Source organism: Streptomyces sp. NPDC056738 (genome assembly GCF_042790435.1).
Taxonomy (GTDB): Bacteria; Actinomycetota; Actinomycetes; order Streptomycetales; family Streptomycetaceae; genus Streptomyces.
In genome coordinates, this window is sequence record NZ_JBHTZF010000003.1 from 397,906 (window position 1) to 418,379 (window position 20,474).

Genomic DNA, 20,474 nt, shown 5'->3' on the forward strand with positions numbered 1-20,474 from the left:
GCCGTGGCTACTCGCAGTGTCACCGTGCGCCTGCGTGCCGACATCAGCAGCTACACGCGCGGCATGCGGACCGCGGCTCGCGACACCTCCAAGCTGGCGGGCGCCGGCGCGGCGGTCGGCACCGCCATGCTCGCCGGGTTCGCGGTGGCTGCCGCTTCAGCGGCCAAATTCGACAAGGCCCTGTCGAACGTCAAGGCGGTCACCGGGGCTTCGTCGTCCGAGATGGCGAAGCTGCGCGCCGCCGCCCTGGAAGCGGGAAAGACCACCGCGTACACGGCGACGGAGGCGGCGGACGCCGAGGCGGAGCTCGCGCGCGCCGGTGTCTCCGTCGCCAACATCACCGGCGGCGCCCTCAAGGGCAGCCTGGCCCTAGCGGCCTCCGGCCAGCTCGACCTGTCCGAGTCGGCGACCATCGCCGCCCAGACCATGAACACCTTCGGCTTGGCCGGCAAGGACGTCAGCCACATCGCCGACGTCCTCTCCGCCAGCGCCAACAAGAGCGCGAGCGACGTGCACGGGCTCGGCATGTCGCTGCGGATGGGCGGCCTGCTCGCGCACCAGACCGGCCTGTCTCTTGAGGAGACGGTCGGCACCCTGTCGGCCTTCGCCGACCACGCCCTGATCGGGTCGGACGCCGGTACATCGCTCAAGGTCATGCTGCAGAGGCTCACGCCCCAGAGCAACGAGGCCAAAGCCGCGATGGACAAGATCGGCTTCTCGGCCTACGACTCGCAAGGCAAGTTCGTCGGACTGTCCGAGATGGCAGGCCGGATGAAGACCAGCTTCTCGAAGCTGACGCCCGAAGCCCGGAACGCCGCGATGAGCACGATCTTCGGATCGGACGCTGTCCGCTCGGCCACGATCATGTACGAGCTCGGTTCCCAAGGCATCGACAAGTACGTCAAGTCGGTCAACGACCAGGGAGCGGCCGGCAGGATGGCCGCCGTCCAGACCGACAACCTCATCGGCGACCTGGAGCGGCTCCGCGGCGCCATCGAGGTCGCCCTGATCGAGGGCGGCTCCGCGGCCACCGGGTCACTCCGCACGATGACCCAGTGGATCACCAGGCTGGTCAACGCGTACTCCAGCCTGCCCCCCGGCCTCCAGCAGGCCGTCACCCTGTTCACCGGCATCGGCGGCGCCACAGCCCTGGCAGGCGCCGGCATCCTGCTGCTGCTGCCGCGTATCGCCTCCACCAGAGCCGCGCTCGCCTCCATGGGCGTCACCGCAGCACGGGCGCGCATCGCCCTCGGCGTGCTCGGCAAGACCTCCGCGGTCGTGGCCGGCCTGGCGGCCATCGGCTACGCGAGCCAGACGATCAGAGATCAATTCAAGGACGCCCCGCCGTCGGTGTCGAAGATGGCGGCCTCGCTGGTCGACCTCGCCAAGAACGGCAAGATCTCCGGCGAGGGCCTCAAGTCGCTCGGCAAGAACCTGGACGGCTTCGGCGAGGCCGTCCAGCGCGTCGCCCACCCGGACTGGGAAGCCCGCACCACCGACATCGTCAACTCGTGGACCTTCAACATCACCAAGGGCATCGGTGAATCGCAGATCCCTCTGGACGAGGCCCACGACAAGATCACGGCTGTCGACCAGGCACTTGCGCAGCTCGTGCAGTCCGGCAACGCGCAGTTGGCGGCCGACGCCTTCAACGAGCTGGCAGGCGCAGCGGCGTCAGATGGAACCAGCAAGGAAAAGCTGCTCACCCTGATGCCGGAGTACACCGACGGGCTCGCTGGCGTCGATGTGCAGACCAAGACGAACGCCAGCTCCCAGAAGGAACTCGCGGCCCAGCTCGGAATCACTGCAGACCAGTTGCAGGACAACCGCACCGAGGCCGAGAAGCTGACCGAGGCGCTGAACTCCCTGAACGGGGTCAACATCAGCGCTGGAGAGAAGGAGATCAGCTTCCAGCAGGCGCTCGACGATCTGTCCGCGGCCGTGAAGGAGAACGGCCACTCCCTGGACGTCACCACCGCCAAGGGGCGTGCGGTCAAGGGTGCGTTCCTGGGCGCCGCCCAGGCGGCCATGGACCACGCGCAGGCAGTGGCGGAGCAGAAGAACAGCCAGGAGGCCGGGCAGGCAGTCCTGGGCAAGGACATCGAACTGCTGAAGAAGCAGATGCGTGCCGCCGGGTTCTCGAAGGACGCCATCAACACCCTGACGGCCGCCTACGGCCAGTTGCCCGTAGTGGTGTCCACGGAAATTGACGCGAAGACCGCCGGCGCCATGGGAGACCTGGAAAGGGTCCAAGAGCAGGTCCGTCACACCAAGGGCAAGAAGATCACCGTTGACGCCCTGACCAAGGAGGGCGAGAAGAACCTCGAGGACCTCGGCTTCAAGGTCAAGCGCACCAAGGGCAAGAAGATCGTGATCACGGTGCCCACCGGCACCCAGGCGCACAACGTGGCCGTCCTCGCCGCGGCCATCGCCAACCTGCACGACAAGTCCGTCGCGGTGACCACGACCTTCTACACGCGCGGCTCCCAGTCCACGGTCGCGCCGGCGCACCGCGACTGGGGGGCGCAGGCGAACGGGTCGATCCTGTCCTTCTACGCCAACGGCGGCATGCGCGAGAACCACGTCGCCCAGTTCGCTCCCAAGGGGAGCTGGCGGGTCTGGGCCGAGGACGAGACGGGCGGCGAGGCCTACATCCCGCTCGCGGCCAGCAAGCGCCCCCGGTCCCGGCAGATCGCGGCCGAAGCGGTGAAGCGGCTGGGCGGCGCCGTCCAATGGTTCGCCGGCGGCGGCATCCCTGGCTTCACCTACACCCCCACCTCGAAGGCCGTGCTCGGCGGCCCGTCGAACGCCAAGCAGCGCTACGACCAGGAGATCGAGGACCTCAAGAAGGCCTGGGACGCGCTGAACAAGGCGCTCTCGGACGCCAAGAAGAAGGCCGACGACCTCAAGGCCGCCGAGAAGAACTTGTCGAAGGTCAGGCACGGGCACCACACGGCCGCGCAGTTGCGGTCGGCCGAGGAGCGTGTCGACAAGGCCAAGAAGGCGAAGAGGAAGGCCGACGACACGGTCCGGAAGGACCGCAAGGCCGTCAACGCCGCCGACAAGGAACTGGGTCTGAAGAACGGCGCTCACGCGCCGAAGGCTTTCTCCCTGAAGGCCTACGAGACCCAGCTCGACGAGTCAGTCCACGACACCGAGAAGTGGCGCAAGAGCCTGGAGAAGATCGGCCGCCGTGGCGGCAAGGAACTCCAGACCATGCTGGAGGGGATGGGCGAGGAGGGCTACAGCCTCGTCAATTCGCTCGCGGGGGCGTCGGACAAGCAGTTCAAGTCGATCACCAGCAAGTTGCAGAAGACCGGTGAGCTCGCGAAGGCGACGTTGGCGGACTTCACCAAGCAGCTCAACGGGTCGACGAAGGAGTCGCAGCAGTTCGCCGCCGACCTGCAGAAGCTGGCCGCATCCGGGTTCGGGGACCTGGCCCAGGCGCTCGCCGCGCAGGGCGACTCCAGCGCCATGGAGCTCGCGCACCAGGCAGCCGGGAGCAAGTCCCAGGCGGCTACCGCCAACGCAGCCGTTGGCAAGGCCCAGAACGCCCTCACAGGCGAGGACCTGTCGAACTCGCTGATCCTGCTGTCGACGCTGCGCGGCGGCCCGAACCGGGGCTTCGCCGACCTCATCTCCGCCGGCCTGGACGTGGCCACCATCCGCGCCCTGGTCCCGAAGATGACCAAGCAGATCAGCAGCCTGCCCGCCGTGAACAAAGACAACTTCGTGCGGCAGTGGGTGCAGCAGGGCGGCAAGGCGATGGCGACCGGCGGGATCCTCTCGCGACCGACGATGGTTCTCGGCGCGGAGGCCGGAGTCCGCGAGTCGTGGATCCCGTGGAACGGCACCGCTCGCTCTGTCGGGCTGCTGGCGCGAACGGCAGCGGGCATGGGCTACCAGCTCGTGCCCGCCGGCCGGTACGGGGGCGGTGGGGCGTCCACGGCCGCGATCGCCCGCGAGGTGTCCAAGCAGATCACCGTGAACTTGTACGGCGCCAAGCAGAGCGTCGCCGAGCAGGCGCACGACATCGCCCGCGTCATCTCCTTCGCGGTCTGACGGGAGGCTCACATGCCGACAGCAGGCAGCGCCCTGGACGGGCTCAAGGCCAGCCTGGGCGCCGTCGATCTCGGTCGCGTCGACTCCAACGGTGTCTCCTGGTTCCTCCAGACCTTGGAGGGCTGGGACAGCCCTGAGTCCCGCAGCGAGTTCACGGACCGCGAGGGCGACCACGGCTCATGGGCGGGCCCCGTGTACCTGGGGTCCCGCCCGATCACCCTCGGCGGAACGATCGTCGCCCCGTCCCGGGATCTCCTGGACGGGGCGATGGAGCAAATCCGATCGGCGGCCGGACTGACCGACACTGTGCTGACCGTGTGGGAGACCGCGCCCAAGCAGGCCGTCGTCGTCCGCTCGGGCAAGCCGCTCGCGCAGTACGTCACCGACACGGCGGCGACCTACAGCGTGATGGTGACCGCCGCTGACCCGCGCAGGTACAGCACCACCCTCCAGTCGGCCACCACCGGGCTGCCGTCCAGCAGCGGCGGTCTGACACCGCCCGTCACGCCGCCGCTGACGAGCACCGCGACCACGGTGGCCGGGGAGATCGACGCGTTGAACGAGGGGACGTTCGAGACGCGGGCCCTCTTCACCATCACGGGGCCGGCCGACACCCCGCAGATCCTCACCCAGATGCCGGACGGATCGGTCGTGTTCCTCACCTACACCGATGTCCTGGTCACGGGCGACAGCCTCGTCATCGACACGGACGCCAAGACGTGCGTGCTGAACGGCGCGGTCTCCCGGCGCCGGTACCTCGTCACCCCCACCGGCTGGCCCACCATCCCCGCCGATTCCCAGGTGTCCTTCCAGTTCCGCGCCCGCTACTACAACAGCACGGCCACGCTGACCGCCTCGTGGCGCTCCGCCTGGATGTGAGAGGAGATCACCTGTGACCGCCACCAATCCATCCTGGATCGACGGCCTCGCCCTGGACGGCTACAAGCTGCGGCGCATCGACTCGGCGCTGACCATGCACAACGGCAATGCCCTGGGCGCCCGCAGCGGGATCATCCCCGGGACGGGCGGTTTCGGCGTATCGATCGCCGGGTCAACCATCACCGTGGGCTCCGGCATCGCCGTCGTCTACTACGCAGGCGAGGGCGTCTTTCGTGCGCCGATGACGTCGTCGAGCACGCTCACCCTCACCGCCGCGCACGCCACGCTTCCTCGCGTCGACCTCGTGTACCTGCGGATCTGGTGCAACAGCGTGGACGCGTCCGGCCTCAACCAGGCGGACTGCGTCTACCTGGCGGGCACGGCCGCCGCGAGCCCGGTCGCACCGACGCCGGCCGGAACCCTGATTTACATGCCGCTCGCCACCATCAACGTGCCAGCATCCGGCGGCGGCTCACCGACCGTGTCCCAGGCCGTGCTCCCGTACACGGTCGCTCCCGGCGGCATCCTGCCTCTGCAGAGCTCGGCTCCCCCGAGCCCGTACACGGGCCAGTTCTACGACAATGGCACCGACCTGCTCCGCTACAACGGCAGCAGTTGGGACACCTACCAAAAGGTCCCGGGAGCCTGGACGCCGTACACACCGGTCTGGACCGGTTCTGGTACCAACCCGTCCGTCGGTGCCAACGGAACCCTCATCGGTCGCTACCAGAAATTCGGCCGAACCGTCATCGCCCACATCAACCTGACGTGCGGCTCCAACACGACATACGGGTCCGGTCACTACAACTTCACCATCCCGTTCGCAGCGGCCAACGTGGGCGCGTCCCTGATCGGCAACGCCATGCTCCTCGGCACGGACCGATGGAACGGAGAGATCAACATCTCACCGGGTGCCACCACGCTCGCCGCCTTCTTCCCACTGTCTGCAACGAACAACCGAACAGACTTCATGACCCCAACCCGCCCGGAAACACTCGCAACGGGCGCCCAGTTGCGAATGACGTTCCAGTACGAGTCGGCGACGTGACAGGCACTCCATATCAGCTCGCCTGGTACGGCTGCGATCTACGCACCGGCGGCATCGTGGAGGACCTGCCGTCCCTCACCCCGACGGGCGCCCTGTCGCGGAAGCTTGGTGCGCCCACGACCCTTCAGGCCGACCTCAGTCTGTCCGGGGCGCCCGGCGACTGGGAGGCGGCCACCGCTCCCGGGCGGAGCCTGCTCGTCGCCGTCGACACGGCCACCGACACCCCGCTGTGGGGAGGTGCGGTCCTGCCCCGGGACGGCGGCAGCTCCACCACCGTGCAGCTCGGCGCGGCCACCCTGGAGGCGTACCTCGACGCACGATTCCCCGGCACACAGAACCTCGTCGGCGTGGACCAGGCGGCCGTCGTCCAGGCCCTCGCGACACCGGCGCTCACCGGCGGCCCGCCGATCGTCATCGACGCCGTCAGCACCGGCGTGCTCATGGACTACCCGACGTCCGACGGCGACGACAAGTCCATCCTGTCGTGCCTGCAAGAGGTCATGGGCCTCGACGGCGGGCCGGAATGGACGATCGACGTCGTCTGGAACGCGGCCCACACCGGGTTCCAGTTCCCCCTGCGCGTCCGCTCTGCCATCGGCGTCCAGACCACCACGCCCGAGGCCGTCTTCGACTACCCGGGCTGCATCGCCGAGTACGTGCTCAGCGAGTCCTACGAGAGCGGCAAGGGCGCGACCCGCGTCATCGCCCGCGGCGAGGGCGAGGGCGAGTCCCGGCTCACCTCCGGCGTGCAACAGGCGACCGCGCTGACCGCGAACGGGTGGCCCATCTGGGAGTACCGCTACACCCCGGCAACCGGGGTCAACGACCCCGACCAGCTCACGGCGCACGCCGTGAAGTCCCTCGGCCTCATGGCGCAGGGCGGCCAGGTGTGGACGCTCCAGGGCGTGGCCTCGCAGTCACCACGGCTGGGCCGGGACTGGGGGCTCGGTGACTCGATCCGCCTCGCCGTCGACCACTCGCCGCGCCACCCGGCCGGCACCGACTTCGCGGCCCGCTGCTGGGCGTGGGAGCTCGACCCGGGCGCCAACAACGTCCGCCCGATCCTCGTGGAGGAGTCCTGATGCCGCGGCAACTTGAGCAGCTCCCCACCGACCCGACCACACTCGCCCGCGAGATCGCCGCGCTGAAGCGGCAGATGAGGGAGATGCGGGCGGCACGGCGGATGGTGGCCGCGAGCATCGGCACCCTGCGCGTGTACGCAGCCGACGGCACAACGCTGCTCGCCGAGCTCGGCCCGTCCGAGGACGGCGGGGGCGGCCTATCAACCTTCGGCGTCACAGAGGTCGACGGCATTCCGGTCGTGGCGGCCCTGTCGTCAGGCAGGCTGCGCTTCCAGTCGGTCGACGAGGAAGTGGTCGCCGTTCCCGGCTTCGCCGCCTTCACCGCTATCGCGGGCGGGAGCTGCGACCTCATGCTGGCGTCAGGCTCCCCCCGCGCGACGGACTGGGCGGCCGTGGTCGACCTGACATCCGGCTCGGACGGCGGCCGCCCCACCGTGCTCGTCGCGGGCACCCGCACAGTTGGTGGGGTCGGGGAGAGCGGCGCGTGCGACATGGACGTGGCCGGTGTCCTGACCGCGGGGAATATGGCGTTCGGGCAGGTCAGCATCACGCCGAGTGCCGCGAACACCCCCACCTCGATAAACGTCACGGGCCTGAGCCTCCAAGGGACCACGTTCCTCGGCTACGCATCGGCGGCCACGACCGTGCCCGGCACCCAGGTCACCGGAGTCGGCGCGACGTCCCCGTCCTCGACGGGCCTGACCGTGTGGGCGACGCGCACCAACACCACTGCAACCCTCGTGAACTGGTGGGTGTTCGGCGTATGAGCGATGTGACGTTCCAGCCCGGCCTCTGGTACTCGGTCACCGCCCAGGACGTCAGCGAGGCCTGCGAGAACTACAACCAGGAGTTCGAGGTGAACCCCTGCTACTCCAACGGGGGCCACGTTGTCGTGGAGTGCGGCCTGTGTCAGGCGCCGATGACGCTCGTGTCCGCCACGCTGCTCGACCCGCAGCCACAGATGCCCTGACCGCATCCCCTCTGCCCGCCCCGAGCCGCCCGGCCCGGGGCCTTTCTCATGCCCTGGAGGGCTCATGTCCCAGCAACAGGCACCGTCCATCGGACGGATCGTCCGGGTCCCCATGGACCCTGCCACGAACAACGGCGCTGACGAGGCGCCCGCGGTCATCACGCGCGTCTGGAACGACACGACGGTGAACGTGCGGATCCTCGCCGACGCGGCCCCGAAGGCGGAGGACTGGCGCACGTCGCTCGTCCTCGTCGAGAGCCTCAACGAGGGCATGGGCCTGTGCCGCTGGACCTGGCCGGGACGCGTCTGATGGTGCTCCCTCGCATCGGCCAGACCGTCCACTACGTCTCCCACGGGACACCGCTCCAGGCCGACGGCAGCCAGGCCTACAACTCCCGGTGCCGCGCCGCGATCGTCACCGAGGAGAACACGACCCCCGACCACCCCACCCAGGTCGGCCTGGCCGTCCTCAACCCGACCGGTCTCTTCTTCCACCGCTTCGTCCCGCACCACGACGGCAACGCGACGCCGAGCACAGAGGAGTGCCCGACGCCCGAGGCGCACGGGAAGCCGTTCCGGTACTGCGCGTGCGGCTGGATCGAGGCCTCCTTCGCCGCTGGGTCCTGGCACTCCTTGGAGGAATGCGACTCCTGAGTCGCCGTCTGCTCTCACACGTCCGCCCCGCGCCGCCCGGCCCGGGGCTTTCTCATGTCTGGAGACCCCATGGGCTCACCACTGACCCCGGACCGGTTGATAGCGATCCTCAAGGCGGAGGGCGTTAAGGTCGCCGAGTACCCGGGCTGGCGCACCCGCGAGCGGGACGACGAGACCGGCAAGCCGTTCGGCCCGGTCCACATGATCCTCAACCACCACACCGCCGGCCGCGACTCGCTCGCCGTCGTCGCCAAGACCGGCGTCCCCGGCCTGCCCCCGCCGCTCGCCCACATCCACCTGGCGAAGTCCGGCCTGGCCACACTGTGCAGCGCAGGCCGGGCGAACCACGCCGGGCTGATGGCGCGCAACGCCTACGACTCGTTCCTCAACGAGGAGTCCACGCACCCGGCGCCGGCCAAGAGCACAGGCACCGTCGATGGTAACGACCTCTCATACGGCATCGAGACCGAGAACCTGGGCAACGGCACTGACCCATACACCCGCGCCCAGTACGACGCGTGGGTACGGATCAACGCCGCGATCTGCCGGGAGTACGGCTGGTCAGAGGAGTCGTGCGGCTGCCACAAGGAGACCTCGATCGAGGGCAAGGTCGACCCGCTCGGCCCGGTCGACGGATACGGCACCCGCGGAAAGTTCGCGTTCACCGGCAAGCAGTTCCGGGCGGACGTCGAGCAGCGGCTGGCGCACCCGGCGAAGTGGTCCCCGCCGATCACCCTCCCTGCGCCGATCCCGGCGCCCCCCGTTCCAAAGCCGCAGCCCACCACAGAGCAGCGGCTCACCGCCCTGGAGTCGCGCGTCTCCGCGCTCGAAAAGAAGTGAGGTAGTCCCATGCCCGAGTTCACGCTGCCCGGCGAAGCTGAGACCGTCGTGAAGACGGCGAAGACCTACGCCGTCGACCTGATCGAACGCGTCCTCTGGACGTTCCTCGGCGCTGCCGGCGCTGTCGCTCTGGCGGGCGGCCCCGGCGACATGCTGCACGTCTCCTTCTGGCAGGGCGCGGCCACGGCCGGTATCGCGGCGGCTGTCTCCCTGGTGAAGGGTCTGTTCGTTCGCGGCTTCGGCCAGCGCTACAGCGCCAGCTCGGCGCCCGGCGTCTGATGGGGGCCCCCGCCTCGGACCCGGCGGGCGTCTACATCAGTTCGGCACAGATGTACCAGGAGCTGAGATCCCTGAGCGATGGACTGACCCGAGTGGAGACCAAGCTCGACAGCATCGGCCAGGGCATGAACGATCTCGGCAAGGACGTCGCCGACCACGAGACCCGCATCCGCACCCTGGAAAAAGGCCGGTGGCCGTTGCCCACCATCGGCGTCCTCGCCGGTGTGGCTGGAGCGGCGACGGGCGCCGTCGCCCTCTTCGCACGATGACCGCGGCCCCGCCCTCTTCGGAGGGCGGGGCCGCTTTCGTCATGTCCGGGTTCAGCTCGGGACGGCGATGACGTAGACACCTTTGCCTTGGACCCCCTGCACCAGGCCCTCGGTGGCGAGCAGCTCCAGCGCCGTCTTGATCGTGCGGCGGGACACGACGCCTCCGGTCTCCACCTCCAGCTCAGCCTGTGAGGGGAGCCGCCGGCCTACGGGGATCTCGCCCTCGCGGATGCGCTCGCGCAGCACGTTGGCGAGCTGCACGTACAGCGGCGTCATAGCGTCCCGGTCGAGGTGGATCATGCTGCGACCGTAAGAGCACCGCTCATGCAGGCATAGATCTACGTAGCCCGTCCGAGGACGTGCCAAGACGTACTAAGTGGGCGTAGCATCCGAGCAGAGAAAACCCCCGCGGCCGATGGCACGGCCCGGGGCTTGGACGACTGGTTGGAGTCGGCATGAGAGAGCCTACGCGCGCTCCGGACCGCGGCACAGCCCCCGAGGGCGCTCCGGGCCGCTGCGACTATCACAGGGGGCCGTCGGAGACCGCAGTCCCGGTGGATGTGACCGAGCGGACCTCCGGCCCCCCGCGACCCGTGTATGCGTGCGCCCCCTGTCGCGAGCAGCGCGGCCTCACGCCTCTGGCTCAGGCGGTCCAGTCGTGAGCGCCCGAACGGTACAACCGATCGCACCGGTGGAGTACGGAGCCCTGCTCTCTCACTGCACGACGTGCGGCACGTGCCGGGAAGTCCCCGATCGCGAATGCCCGCGGGCTGGTGCGCTGCGCCGACAGTGGCGGGCGGCGAGCCGACGATCCGCCGGCGCAAGGAGGTCGCGGTGAGCAAGCCGACCAAGCCAAAGCCGGATCGCGCCCGAATCTCGGGCTACTGCTGGGTCGAGCACCCGAACGGCGGGAAGCACTGCTGCCTACCGGTCGGGCACACGGGAAGCCACTGGCACCCGTACAGCAAGACCAGCTTCTAGGACCCCGGGCTCCGCGACGGCAAAGGGTCGGGGCTCGGGTGGGCGGTCGCCTCGCACGGCCCGGGGCGGCTGCCCGTCACTGGACCAGTTCGGAGAGCGGAACGTCGAGGGCCTGGGCAATCAGGATCAGGTGGTCGAGGAGCGTGGCGTAGGCGCCCTGCTCTATCCGATTGACCGTCTTGCGGTCGAGGCCGACGAGTTCGCCCAGCTTCTCCTGGCTCAGTTTGTGACTCAGGCGTGCGGCGCGGATTTGATCGCCGACGGCCCGGCGGCGGGTGAGCACCCAGTCGGGCATCGGGTCGTTCGGCACCCGTTCACGCTGGCTGCGCAGACGATCATTGTCTGTACCATCGTTGGTACATCTGAGAAGCTACGTTCCGGCCAGAGCGCAAGACTCTCAGATATAAAACACTTGTTCGAGTGAACGTGCTTCAATGCCTCTTGCACGGATGTCAGCGGAGCCGCATCATTCACTTGCGCCACACAGAGTGTTGACGATTCATTCACACGCCCACTGAACGTGCCGGGCGCCACTGGGACGGTGCCCCCTCCCGGACGCGTCCCGGCACAGGCAACCCCCGCACTCCCGAGGGAGTGCGGGGGTTGCCGATATCCCGCCTGACCTGCGCGTTCACCGTGATCGTTTAGGGGATATTTAGGGGACGCCCCCCAGTAGTAGGGGTGTAGCCAGGTCGTAGGCAGTGCGTAGCCAGACCGTGTGGCGAGCGCACGAGAAAGGCCCCGCACCCTCCCTGACCTGGGAGTTACGGGGCCTATCTGCTGGTCAACCTGGTGGGCGCGGACGGTTTCGAACCGCCGACATCCGCCTTGTAAGGGCGGCGCTCTACCACTGAGCTACGCGCCCAGGACGAGTCGACAGCCTACATCGCCCGGGGGGATGCCCCGCAAACCCGTATCGGGCGAGTTGGTGGCCAGGCAGGGGCAGGGGCAGAGGTCGTCCGTGGCGAGGGGGCACAAGGGGTCTGCGGGTGGGGGCTCGTCGGGGAACGGTCAGGGGGTGCGGGGCGGGGGTTATCCCCACCTCTCATTCGGGAGCGGGCCGGATCGATCCGGGCTTCGTGCGTGCATACCGTCGAAGAGGCTTCGGCGACCCGCTTGGGCGAGGGAGCGAGGCGTCCAGGCGTTCAGGCATTCAGGCATTCACGTGATCGCAGACCGGTATCCAGGGGGAGATCGACATGGCCAGTACACGCCACCGCGGCATCGGCGGGAGCCGGGACCGTACCCGCGCCGCCGCTCTCACCGCCCTCGCGGTCGGGCTCGTCGCCACGGTCGGTGCGTGTGGGGCTTCCGCCAGGGACGACAAGGAGCCCGAGCAGCGGTCCTTCGGGCTGCACGGGCGGGTCCTGACCGTCGACTCCGACGACTCCGCGCTCGATCTCGTGGTGTCGGACTCCGCGAAGGCCGGTGAGGTCCAGGTCACCCGGTGGTTCGAGGGCCACGTCGCCCTGGGCGGAGACCCCCGGGTCACCTGGGCCATGAAGGACGGGGACCGGCTGGTGCTGCGGATGAAGTGCTCGGGCGTCGTCGCCGACTGCTCGGCCCGGCACCGGATCGTCGTGCCGCGCGGGGTGGCCGTCAAGGTCGAGGACGGGGACGGGCGGGTCAGCGCGAAGGGCTTCGCGGAGGCGCTGAGCATCCGTACGGCCGACGGCTCGGTACACGTCAGCGACTCCTCGGGCGCGCTGGATCTGCGCAGCGGCGACGGCTCCATCCGGGCCGTCGGCGTGGACACCCGCAGGGTTCTGGCCCGTACCGACGACGGGTCGATCCGGCTCGAACTCGGCACCGTGCCGGACCTGGTGGACTCCCGCAGCGGCGACGGTTCCGTGTCGATCGTGCTGCCCCGGGCCGGCTACCGGGTGACGGCCGCGAGCGGCGACGGCTCGGTCCACGTGGACGTGCCGCGCGACGGTTCCAGCTCCCACCGGGTCTCCGCGCACACCGACGACGGAAAGATCACGGTACGAACAGCGAACTGATCGGCCCGTGTGTTCGTCTTCAACCGGTGGGAGAATGACAGCCGGGCAAGGCGGATGACAGCACGGGAGAGGGATGTGACGGCGACACCTTCGCGGCCGTATTCGCCGTTCTCGGGACCCGCGCGGCCTGCGCGCCCAGCACAGCCTGCACAGCATGCGCGCCCAGCACGCCCAGCACGCCCTGCACGTCCCTGGGACCTCCGGGACCTTCTCGGCCTCCGGGGGCGGTTCCGTCTCCCGGGCGGTCTCGGCCTCCCGGGCAAGGGCGGTCTCGGGCTCCGGCACGGGCGCCCACGGATCCCTCTGACGCCACCGGTCCCGCAAACGCGGGCGACCTCACCGACACGCCCGACGTCCGGCACCGCCCGTGACGTGCTCACGCTCGTCGCCCTGCCCCTGCTGGCCGCCCTCGCGCTGCCCGCGGCCTTCGCGGGGGGCGGCACCCGGCGCTGGTTCGGCGGACGGTCCGAGGAGCACCGGGCCGAGGCGCAGGCCGCCAAGGACGCCGCCGCGGCGGCGTTCTACGAGCTCGACACCGCCCAGCGCGACCTGCGGATCTCGATCGAGACCATCACGGCCGTCGACGACTCCCCGGCCGCCCGGCGCGCGGTCTCCGACTTCGCGGCGCTGGGGCGGCGCATCGACGAGGCCAGCCAGAAGTACATCACCGCCGTCGACGCCCATGATCTCGACCGGGACGAGCTGGAGGCGTCGGTCGCGGTACGGGCCCGCACCGAGCTCGTCGCCGCGAAGGACGAACTCGGCCGTGTGAAGGCCGATCTGGACCGGTTCGAGCTGAGCCTCGGGCCGCTGCTCGGCAAGGCCGAGACCCAGCTCGCCCGGCTGGCGCCGGCCGTCGAGCGGGCCCGGCAGGCACTGCTCGCCGCCTCCAACGCCCTCGATTCCGTACGGCAGTCGGGGCTGAAGGCCGACGATCTCGCGACACGGCTGGCCGCGCTGGCCCCCGAGCTGACCAAGCTCAACCAGGGCGCCGGGCAGCACGGCGTGCCGGAGACGCTGGAGCGGGCCGAACGGGTTTCGCGTGAGGCCGCGGCGGTGCGCTCGGAGGCGGAGCGGCTCCCGGAGCGGGCCGCGGAGATCGACCACCGGCTCGTTTCACTGCGGACCCGGGCGCAGGCCCTGACGACCCGCTCGGGGCAGGTGGAGCCGGTGCTGAGCGAGTTGCGGCGGCGGTTCTCGGCGGCGTGCTGGCAGGACCTCCAGCACGTGCCGGAGCAGGCCGCGGAGAACGTACGGCAGGCCGAGGCGAAGCTGAACGAGGCGCGGGCCGCGCGTGAGGCGCAGCGCTGGCCGGACGCGACCTCGCTGCTGGCGACGGTGCGCGCGCTGCTGAACGGCACCGACGAGGCGGTGTCGGCGGCGGGTGACCGGCTGCGGCGGCTGAACGCCGTGCAGAAAGATCCGCAGCAGGAGATCGACCGCACCCGGTTCGCGATCCGGGACGCGCAGCGGCTGGCGATGGCGGGCCGTTCGACGCCCGACCCCCGGCAGGCCCGCCCGCTCGACGACTCCGTCGCGCGGCTCGACCGTGCCGTGGCCACGCTGGAGGGCCGGCACCCCGACTACTGGCACTTCCTCACCGAGACGGAGGCGGTGCGGCAGACGGTGGCCCGTGTCGTCACGCAGATCCGCGAGGAGCGCGGCGGCGTCTGAGAGCGCGGCGGCGCCTGGGGAAGTACCGGGGGGCCGAACCAAGGTTCCGGACCGGGGGTCCGAACCAGGGTTCCGGACCGGGGGTCCGAACCAACGGTCCGCACCGGGATCCGAACCAGAGGTCCGCACCGGGGATCCGAACCGGGGATCCGCACCGGGAATCCGGCCCGGCAAGTCTCTCCCCCGTCCGGCCTCGCCCCGAGGCCCCCGCCCGCCCGCTCGCCGAGGCCCCCCCCCCGGGCAGTTTCCGCCGGAGGGAACCTCCCCGCGGAGCCTCCCCCCGGCTACCTCGCCGGGGAGAGGACCCTGGACGCCGATCAGGTGCGGTACGCGTAGTACGCCGCGTTCGGGTACGCCGCGAGCAGGCTCGACAGCGAGCGGCGGTAGGTGTCGGTGTCGTGGTAGGTCAGGTACGGCACCCCGCCGCTGCTGCGGTACGACGTGATCATGGAGTGGTCCTTGGACCCGTCCTTGTCGAAGTCCATCTGCATCACGTCGCCGACGTCCATCTGGTAGACGTTCGCGAGGGGCGTGGAGCGGTGGGCGGTCTGGGTGAACCAGGACCACTCGTTGACGCCGACCCAGGTGTCGGTCTGGGTGGACGCCGTGTAGTTCCAGGTGCCGTACTCCTCGGCGGAGCTCGCGACCGTCGCCCAGCCGCCCGCCATCAGGGACTGGCTGAGGTAGTTCGTGCAGTCGCCGCCGACGGAGTTGAAGCTGCGGTAGGCGGGGTTGTAGTTCTTCCAGTACTTCTCGGCGTACGTCGCCATGCCCGCGTAGTCGTACGGGCCGCCGGTGAGGTTCTTGGGGTTGGCGGGCGCGGGGTACGTGGTCGCTGCCCGGGGGGCGTCGACAGCGGCCATCGTGGTTCTGGTGGGCTTCGTCGTGACGGGCTGGTTGATCTGCCGGGGGCCCTTGTCCGTCGAGCGTTCGCCGGTCAGTTTCCAGGTTCCGTCGGGCCGGGCGGCGAAGGTCAGGACGTGGTGGGCCCGGAAGCCGGTGGTGGCGGGCTCGTCCCCGCGGATCTTCCGGTAGGTGAGGGTGGTGGTCTCGGTGACCCAGGCGGTGGCGTGACGGCCGGTGAGCCGGGTCCGGTCCACGGTGACCTGGGTGTCGGCGGCGCTGTAGGCCTCGCCGAGGGCGGCGAGGCGGGACCGGGTGCCGTGCAGCGCGGTGACGGCGGTGGTCTCGGTCTGCGCGAGGGTGCCGGAGACCCGGATGCCGGACGTGGTCGCCTTCAGGGCCGTACGGGCCTTCGGGGCCGTGTCCAGCAGGGCGGCCGTGCGGTCGGTGAAGACGGCGTCGGCCACGCGGCCGAAGGCATCGGCCGTCGCCGCGGTCACGCGGGGGGCGGGGGCCGCCGCGTGGGCGGTGGACAGGGGCAGCAGGAGGGCGGAGAGGGTGAGCGCTCCCACGACGGAACAACTGCGGCTTAAGTTCTTCGGTGTCACTGAAGATTCTCCTTGATCCCCGGTAGGACTCCAGGGAAGGGAATCTTTACATGTCCCACTCAACTGTGGTGACTCCGGGGGGAGTTCGCGTCGACTACAACCAAGTCCCTTATGTCGGAGGTAAGTTGATCTCGACGTACGGGGCGGGGTCACCACACGGAAGCGGGGTCACCGTCCCGGCGGCGGGCCCTACTTCACCACGGTCGACCAGTCGGGCGACTGGGCGGGGTCCAGGCCGCGCAGGCGTTCCAGGGTCTCGGGCTTCTGCACGTCGAGCCAGTTGGACAGCTCCTGGAAGGACACGCATTTCACGCCCTTCTTCGTGCACACGTTCTTGATGACCTGGTCGATGGACTTCATGTAGATGCCGCCGTTCCAGTCCTCGAAGTGGTTGCCGATGAACAGCGGTGCCCGGCTGCCGTAGTAGACGCGGTTGAATCCGGCCATGTAGGAGTTGACCGTCTCCTGCTCCCACTGCGGGTACTGGGCCGGGTTCCCCTCGGTCTCACCGTCGGACTGGTTGTAGAGGAAGTTGAAGTCCATGGACAGGCCTTGGTACTTGCCGTTCTCGTAGGGGAGCATCTGGAGCGGGAAGTCCCACACGCCCTCCTTCTTCCTGGGCCATATCTGGAAGTCGCCCGCGGAGCTGGCGTCGTAGCGCCAGTTGTACTCCTTCGACGTGGCCTTCATGGCCTTGAGCAGGTTCTTCTGTCCTTCGAGACACGGCGCGCGCCCGCCACTGATGGCCTTCGACGGGTCGAAGGGAAGCGACGGAAGGTCCGTGTAGCCGGTGTTGGTCCTCCACTTCTCCACGAAGTCGAAGAACTGGTTGATCTCGCTCTCCCACTCCTCGACGCTCCAGTCCCCGCCGCCCTTGTCGCCGCAGAAGTGACCGTTGAAGTGGGTGCCGATCTCGTTGCCGCCCTTCCACGCCTTGCCGAGCTCCTCCAGCGTGGTGCGTATGTGGTCGTCGGTGGCGTAGCTGATGGCCGCCGATCCGGGCGAGTGCATCGGCGGTTCGTAGAGCGTCTTCTTGTCCTTGGGCAGCAGGTAGATGCCGGTCAGGAAGAACGTCATGTGGGCGTTGTACTGCTCGGCCATCTGCCGGTAGTGCGAGAAGAGTTCGTCGTCGCCCTGGAGGGCGCCGTCCCAGGAGAAGACGACGAACTGGGGAGGCTTCTCACCGGGCTTGAGCGGTACGGCCTTCAACTCGCCTTTCTGCGGGCCGGTGTAGGACGTGGAGCCGTCGCCCAGCACATGGATCTTGCCGTCCCACGGCGGTTCCTTCTTCACCTTGGTGGCCGGGCCGTGCGCGCGGGCGGACGCGGCCGGGGTGGTGTGGTCGGTGTTGAGGGCCAGGTAGGTGGCCGCCGTGGAGGTGACGACGAGGAAGGCCGTCATGGCCGCGAAGCCCTGGCGGGCGGAGGCGGCTGCGGAAGCGGGATCGGACTCACGGCGCCGGCGCCGGCTGTGCTTCGAGTTCATACGGGGCACATTCTGCGAGGGGGACGGAAGGTGTGTGGCGCGGCCACCGGGTGGCCGTCGGCGGGGGCCGAGCCGGACGGTCGGCCGACGGGATCAGCGGAGCGGGCTCATGGCGCCGGACCAGATGCCGTACGGCACGTCGGCGACGGGTGCGCCGGCGATCCCCTTGAGCGGCAGCGGTTCGAGGCTCTTGGTCAGGTCGATGCGGTACAGGACCACGGCCGTCGACACGGAGGCGTTCGAGCCCACGTACCAGGCGGACTTGTCGTCGAGCGTGGCGCCCCGCTTGCCGGCCACCCTCACCGAGAGGGGGGCCGCGCCCGGGTGGCCGAGGCGGAAGGAGTCCGCGAGCGCGTCGGTGACCTGGCGGGCCACCTCGGCGCGCATCGCGCGGTGGGGCGCGGGCATGTCCAGCCGGACGCGGGAGCCGTTGCGGGTGATGCGCTTGACCGAGTACGGCTCGTAGTGCGTTCCGTCGGCGGCGAAGGTGGCGTAGGCGCTGGCCATGCGGATCGCGCTGGGGGTGGCGGCGCCGAGGGACATGGCCGGCACCTGGGGTCCGATGCTGGAGGGCAGCAGGCCCGAGGCCTCGGCGGTCTCGCGCACCTTGTCCAGGCCGGCGTCCATGCCGAGCTGCATGAACGGGGTGTTCACGTTCTGGGCGAGCGCCGAACGCAGGGAGATCCGGCCGTAGTTCTTGTTGCCCTCGTTGTGGGCGGCGACCTTCTTGCCGCCGCGGTCCCAGTAGGGGCCCTCGGGGGTGCTGACCGGGACGCCGTCGTTGCCGTCGTACAGGGTCTCGGGGGTGACCGGAGTGGCCGCGCCCTCGCGGGTCTTGTGGACGCCGTTCTCCAGCGCGGCGGCGTAGACGAAGGGCAGGAAGGCCGAACCGGCGGGGACCGTGGTCGCGTTGGACTCGTTGTAGCCCTGCTTGCGGTGGTCGGGGCCGCCGTAGACGGCGAGGATCCGGCCGTCGTCGCCGATCGAGGCGGCGCCGTAGTGGGCGGCCTTCGCGTTGTCCGGGTCGTCCTTCTTCGTCTGCTTGCGGGCCTTGGCCACGGCGTCGGTGAGCGCGGTCTCGCGCTTGCGGTCGAAGGTCGTGTAGATCTGGTAGCCGCCGAGGTCGAAGTCCCGGTCGGAGATGTGCCCGGCCTTCTTCGCGTACTGGGTCGCCAGCTCGACCAGGTAGTCGCTCTGCTTGCCGGTGTCGTAGCTCCCGCTCTGCTTGATCGGCTCGGGGAACTTCGTGTACGTGGCCCGCTCGGCGGCCGAGAGCTTGCCGGTCTTGACCATGCGGTCGAGGATCCAGGACCAGCGTTCGACGGCGCGCTCGTGGTTGGCCTTGCTCAGGGTGGGGTCGTAGAGGCCCGCGCCCTTGAGGAGCGAGGCGAGGAACGCTCCCTCGCTGGCGTTGAGGTGGCTCACGTCCTTGCCGTAGTAGGCCTGCGAGGCCCGCTGGAGGCCGTAGGTGCCGCGTCCGAACCAGCTCGTGTTGAGGTAACCCTCGAGGATCTTGTCCTTGCTCATCTTGTTGTCGAGCTTGAGGGCGATCATGGCCTCGGTGAACTTGCGGGTCACCGAACGGTTCTGGGTCAGGTAGACGTTCTTGACGTACTGCTGGGTGATGGTGGAGCCGCCCTGGGTGTCCCCCTGGCCGACCGTCTTGACCAGGGCGCGGGCCAGGCCCTTGGCGGAGATGCCGGGGTCGCTGTAGAAGCTCTCGTTCTCCGCCGCGAGGACGGCGGAGCGCACGTCCTTCGGTATGTCCTTCAGCGGCATGGCCTGGCGGCGCACCCAGCCGGTCCGGGCCATCGGCGTGCCGTCCGACCAGAAGTAGACATTGTCCTGCTGGGTGGCATATGTGTTCAGGTTCTGGGGTATGTCCGTTGCCGCGTAGGCGATGACGAGCAGCGAACCGCTCAGGCCCACGGACAGCGCGAAGGCGCAGAGCCACTGCCGCCAGGAGGGCAGCCAGCGGCGCAGTCCGGTGCGGCCGGGGCGCGGATAGGCGGGTTTGAGGCGCCGCGTGTACGGCTTGAGGCGTGCGGCCAGCCGGGCCGCGGCGGAGGGCCCCGAGGGCTTGCGGCGGCTGCCGCGGCCGCGCTGCGGTACGGATGTGTCAGCCATGGCGCACCCCTGCGCCTCGGCGGCCCAAAGACAGGGGATTCGAGGCATCGTTGTGATGCCATGTCCTGGTCACGACTGCGTCTCCCTCCGCACTCCGGATCTGCGCGCGCGGGTAGTTGCAGCGGCCGCTTTCGCGGCTGCGAGCCCCCCTCCCCGACCTTGCGGCTCGTCGCGGCCCTATTAAATTATCAGCGACCAATCCAATCCCTTCGATCAGCAACGAGACAAAAAAGCTCAGAGCTCAACGAGTTCCCCTGGTTCACCCAGCGCGAGCAGTCGTAACTCCCGCCCCGGAAGGCATGTTCCGCCACGCGCGACGAGCGCCGCCGAGCCCTCCGAACGACGCCCCCTTCCGGCTAACCTGGGGGCATGCCTCGCTACGAGTACCGCTGCCGGACCTGCGGCGACACCTTCGAACTGAGCCGTCCCATGGCCGAGTCGGCCGCCCCCGCGGCCTGCCCCGCCGGGCACGACGACACCGTCAAACTGCTGTCGGCGGTCGCCGTCGCGCGGGGCGGCTCGGCGTCCGCGCCGGCGCCCCAGCCGCCTTCGGGCGGCGGCGGAGGCGGGTGCTGCGGCGGAGGCTGCTGCGGCTGAGCGCGGGGATTTCTTACCAACTCTTCAGCCTCGTCCCATTCGAACCCCCGGCGTGCCGCGACGGCATGGCGTC

Annotated in this window: 20 protein-coding genes and 1 tRNA gene; 15 read left to right on the forward strand and 6 right to left on the reverse strand. The window is 69.5% G+C overall.

The genetic code is table 11. The features are described from left to right. Nucleotides 1-3 precede the first annotated feature (3 nt). The 11 genes from ACFRIC_RS09385 (at nt 4) to ACFRIC_RS09435 (ending at nt 10,083) form a co-directional block, all read left to right on the forward strand. Entirely contained in the window at nt 4-4,062 is a 4,059-nt protein-coding gene (locus ACFRIC_RS09385; RefSeq protein ID WP_382781900.1) for a phage tail tape measure protein, read from the forward strand. Between the two features lie 12 nt (nt 4,063-4,074). Then, entirely contained in the window at nt 4,075-4,941 is an 867-nt protein-coding gene (locus ACFRIC_RS09390) for a phage distal tail protein (protein WP_382781902.1), read from the forward strand. A 13-nt stretch (nt 4,942-4,954) separates the two neighbouring features. Then, the gene (locus tag ACFRIC_RS09395; protein ID WP_382781905.1) at nt 4,955-5,989 is read left to right on the forward strand and encodes a hypothetical protein; all 1,035 of its coding nucleotides are present in this window, start codon (nt 4,955-4,957) and stop codon (nt 5,987-5,989) included. Then, nucleotides 5,986-7,071, forward strand: a complete 1,086-nt coding sequence (locus ACFRIC_RS09400) for a hypothetical protein (protein ID WP_382781908.1) — start codon at nt 5,986-5,988, stop codon at nt 7,069-7,071. The genes ACFRIC_RS09395 and ACFRIC_RS09400 overlap by 4 nt, the downstream gene beginning before the upstream one ends. Continuing rightward, nucleotides 7,071-7,838 (forward strand): hypothetical protein, encoded by a 768-nt coding sequence (locus ACFRIC_RS09405; RefSeq protein WP_382781910.1) that lies wholly within the window; start codon nt 7,071-7,073, stop codon nt 7,836-7,838. Before ACFRIC_RS09400 ends, ACFRIC_RS09405 begins: the two co-directional genes overlap by 1 nt. Next, a complete protein-coding gene (locus ACFRIC_RS09410) occupies nt 7,835-8,041 on the forward strand; it encodes a hypothetical protein (protein WP_382781912.1) in 207 nt (68 codons plus the stop codon). Before ACFRIC_RS09405 ends, ACFRIC_RS09410 begins: the two co-directional genes overlap by 4 nt. Nucleotides 8,042-8,105: 64 nt before the next feature. Then, nucleotides 8,106-8,351: a hypothetical protein gene (locus ACFRIC_RS09415; protein ID WP_382781913.1), complete on the forward strand. Its 246-nt coding sequence runs from the start codon at nt 8,106-8,108 to the stop codon at nt 8,349-8,351. Beyond that, nucleotides 8,351-8,695 (forward strand): hypothetical protein, encoded by a 345-nt coding sequence (locus ACFRIC_RS09420; protein WP_382781916.1) that lies wholly within the window; start codon nt 8,351-8,353, stop codon nt 8,693-8,695. Before ACFRIC_RS09415 ends, ACFRIC_RS09420 begins: the two co-directional genes overlap by 1 nt. A gap of 69 nt (nt 8,696-8,764) precedes the next feature. Continuing rightward, nucleotides 8,765-9,535, forward strand: coding sequence for an N-acetylmuramoyl-L-alanine amidase (locus ACFRIC_RS09425; RefSeq protein WP_382781919.1), 771 nt, complete (start codon nt 8,765-8,767; stop codon nt 9,533-9,535). 9 nt (nt 9,536-9,544) lie between these two features. Continuing rightward, the gene (locus ACFRIC_RS09430; RefSeq protein WP_382781921.1) at nt 9,545-9,814 is read left to right on the forward strand and encodes a hypothetical protein; all 270 of its coding nucleotides are present in this window, start codon (nt 9,545-9,547) and stop codon (nt 9,812-9,814) included. Between the two features lie 92 nt (nt 9,815-9,906). Then, the gene (locus ACFRIC_RS09435) at nt 9,907-10,083 is read left to right on the forward strand and encodes a hypothetical protein (protein WP_382781923.1); all 177 of its coding nucleotides are present in this window, start codon (nt 9,907-9,909) and stop codon (nt 10,081-10,083) included. A gap of 51 nt (nt 10,084-10,134) precedes the next feature. On the opposite strand, the gene ACFRIC_RS09440 is transcribed toward ACFRIC_RS09435, so the two are convergent. The 3 genes from ACFRIC_RS09440 to ACFRIC_RS09450 all read right to left on the reverse strand — a co-directional run bounded on the left by ACFRIC_RS09440 (nt 10,135) and on the right by ACFRIC_RS09450 (nt 11,929). After that, nucleotides 10,135-10,383 carry a GntR family transcriptional regulator gene (locus ACFRIC_RS09440; RefSeq protein ID WP_382781925.1) on the reverse strand — a complete coding sequence of 83 codons (249 nt, stop codon included), beginning with the start codon at nt 10,381-10,383 and terminating at the stop codon, nt 10,135-10,137. A 757-nt stretch (nt 10,384-11,140) separates the two neighbouring features. Beyond that, nucleotides 11,141-11,374, reverse strand: coding sequence for a helix-turn-helix transcriptional regulator (locus ACFRIC_RS09445; RefSeq protein WP_382781927.1), 234 nt, complete (start codon nt 11,372-11,374; stop codon nt 11,141-11,143). A gap of 480 nt (nt 11,375-11,854) precedes the next feature. Then, nucleotides 11,855-11,929, reverse strand: a tRNA-Val gene (locus ACFRIC_RS09450). Nucleotides 11,930-12,263: 334 nt separating this feature from the next. Here ACFRIC_RS09450 and ACFRIC_RS09455 point away from each other — a divergent pair. From ACFRIC_RS09455 to ACFRIC_RS09465, 3 genes are all read left to right on the forward strand, one after another. After that, on the forward strand, nt 12,264-13,067 hold the full coding sequence (locus ACFRIC_RS09455) for a DUF4097 family beta strand repeat-containing protein (RefSeq protein ID WP_382781929.1): 804 nt from the start codon (nt 12,264-12,266) through the stop codon (nt 13,065-13,067). A 154-nt stretch (nt 13,068-13,221) separates the two neighbouring features. Beyond that, on the forward strand, nt 13,222-13,374 hold the full coding sequence (locus ACFRIC_RS09460) for a hypothetical protein (RefSeq protein WP_382781932.1): 153 nt from the start codon (nt 13,222-13,224) through the stop codon (nt 13,372-13,374). A gap of 65 nt (nt 13,375-13,439) precedes the next feature. Beyond that, nucleotides 13,440-14,741, forward strand: a complete 1,302-nt coding sequence (locus ACFRIC_RS09465) for a hypothetical protein (protein WP_382781935.1) — start codon at nt 13,440-13,442, stop codon at nt 14,739-14,741. Between the two features lie 317 nt (nt 14,742-15,058). On the opposite strand, the gene ACFRIC_RS09470 is transcribed toward ACFRIC_RS09465, so the two are convergent. From ACFRIC_RS09470 to ACFRIC_RS09480, 3 genes are all read right to left on the reverse strand, one after another. Then, nucleotides 15,059-16,192 carry an amidase domain-containing protein gene (locus ACFRIC_RS09470; protein WP_382781937.1) on the reverse strand — a complete coding sequence of 378 codons (1,134 nt, stop codon included), beginning with the start codon at nt 16,190-16,192 and terminating at the stop codon, nt 15,059-15,061. Nucleotides 16,193-16,381: 189 nt separating this feature from the next. Continuing rightward, nucleotides 16,382-17,677, reverse strand: coding sequence for a hypothetical protein (locus tag ACFRIC_RS09475; protein ID WP_382781940.1), 1,296 nt, complete (start codon nt 17,675-17,677; stop codon nt 16,382-16,384). Nucleotides 17,678-17,770: 93 nt separating this feature from the next. Beyond that, a complete protein-coding gene (locus tag ACFRIC_RS09480) occupies nt 17,771-19,804 on the reverse strand; it encodes a transglycosylase domain-containing protein (protein WP_382781943.1) in 2,034 nt (677 codons plus the stop codon). Between the two features lie 369 nt (nt 19,805-20,173). Here ACFRIC_RS09480 and ACFRIC_RS09485 point away from each other — a divergent pair, with 369 nt between their 5' ends. Further along, nucleotides 20,174-20,401, forward strand: a complete 228-nt coding sequence (locus ACFRIC_RS09485) for a zinc ribbon domain-containing protein (protein WP_382781945.1) — start codon at nt 20,174-20,176, stop codon at nt 20,399-20,401. Nucleotides 20,402-20,474: the final 73 nt, after the last annotated feature.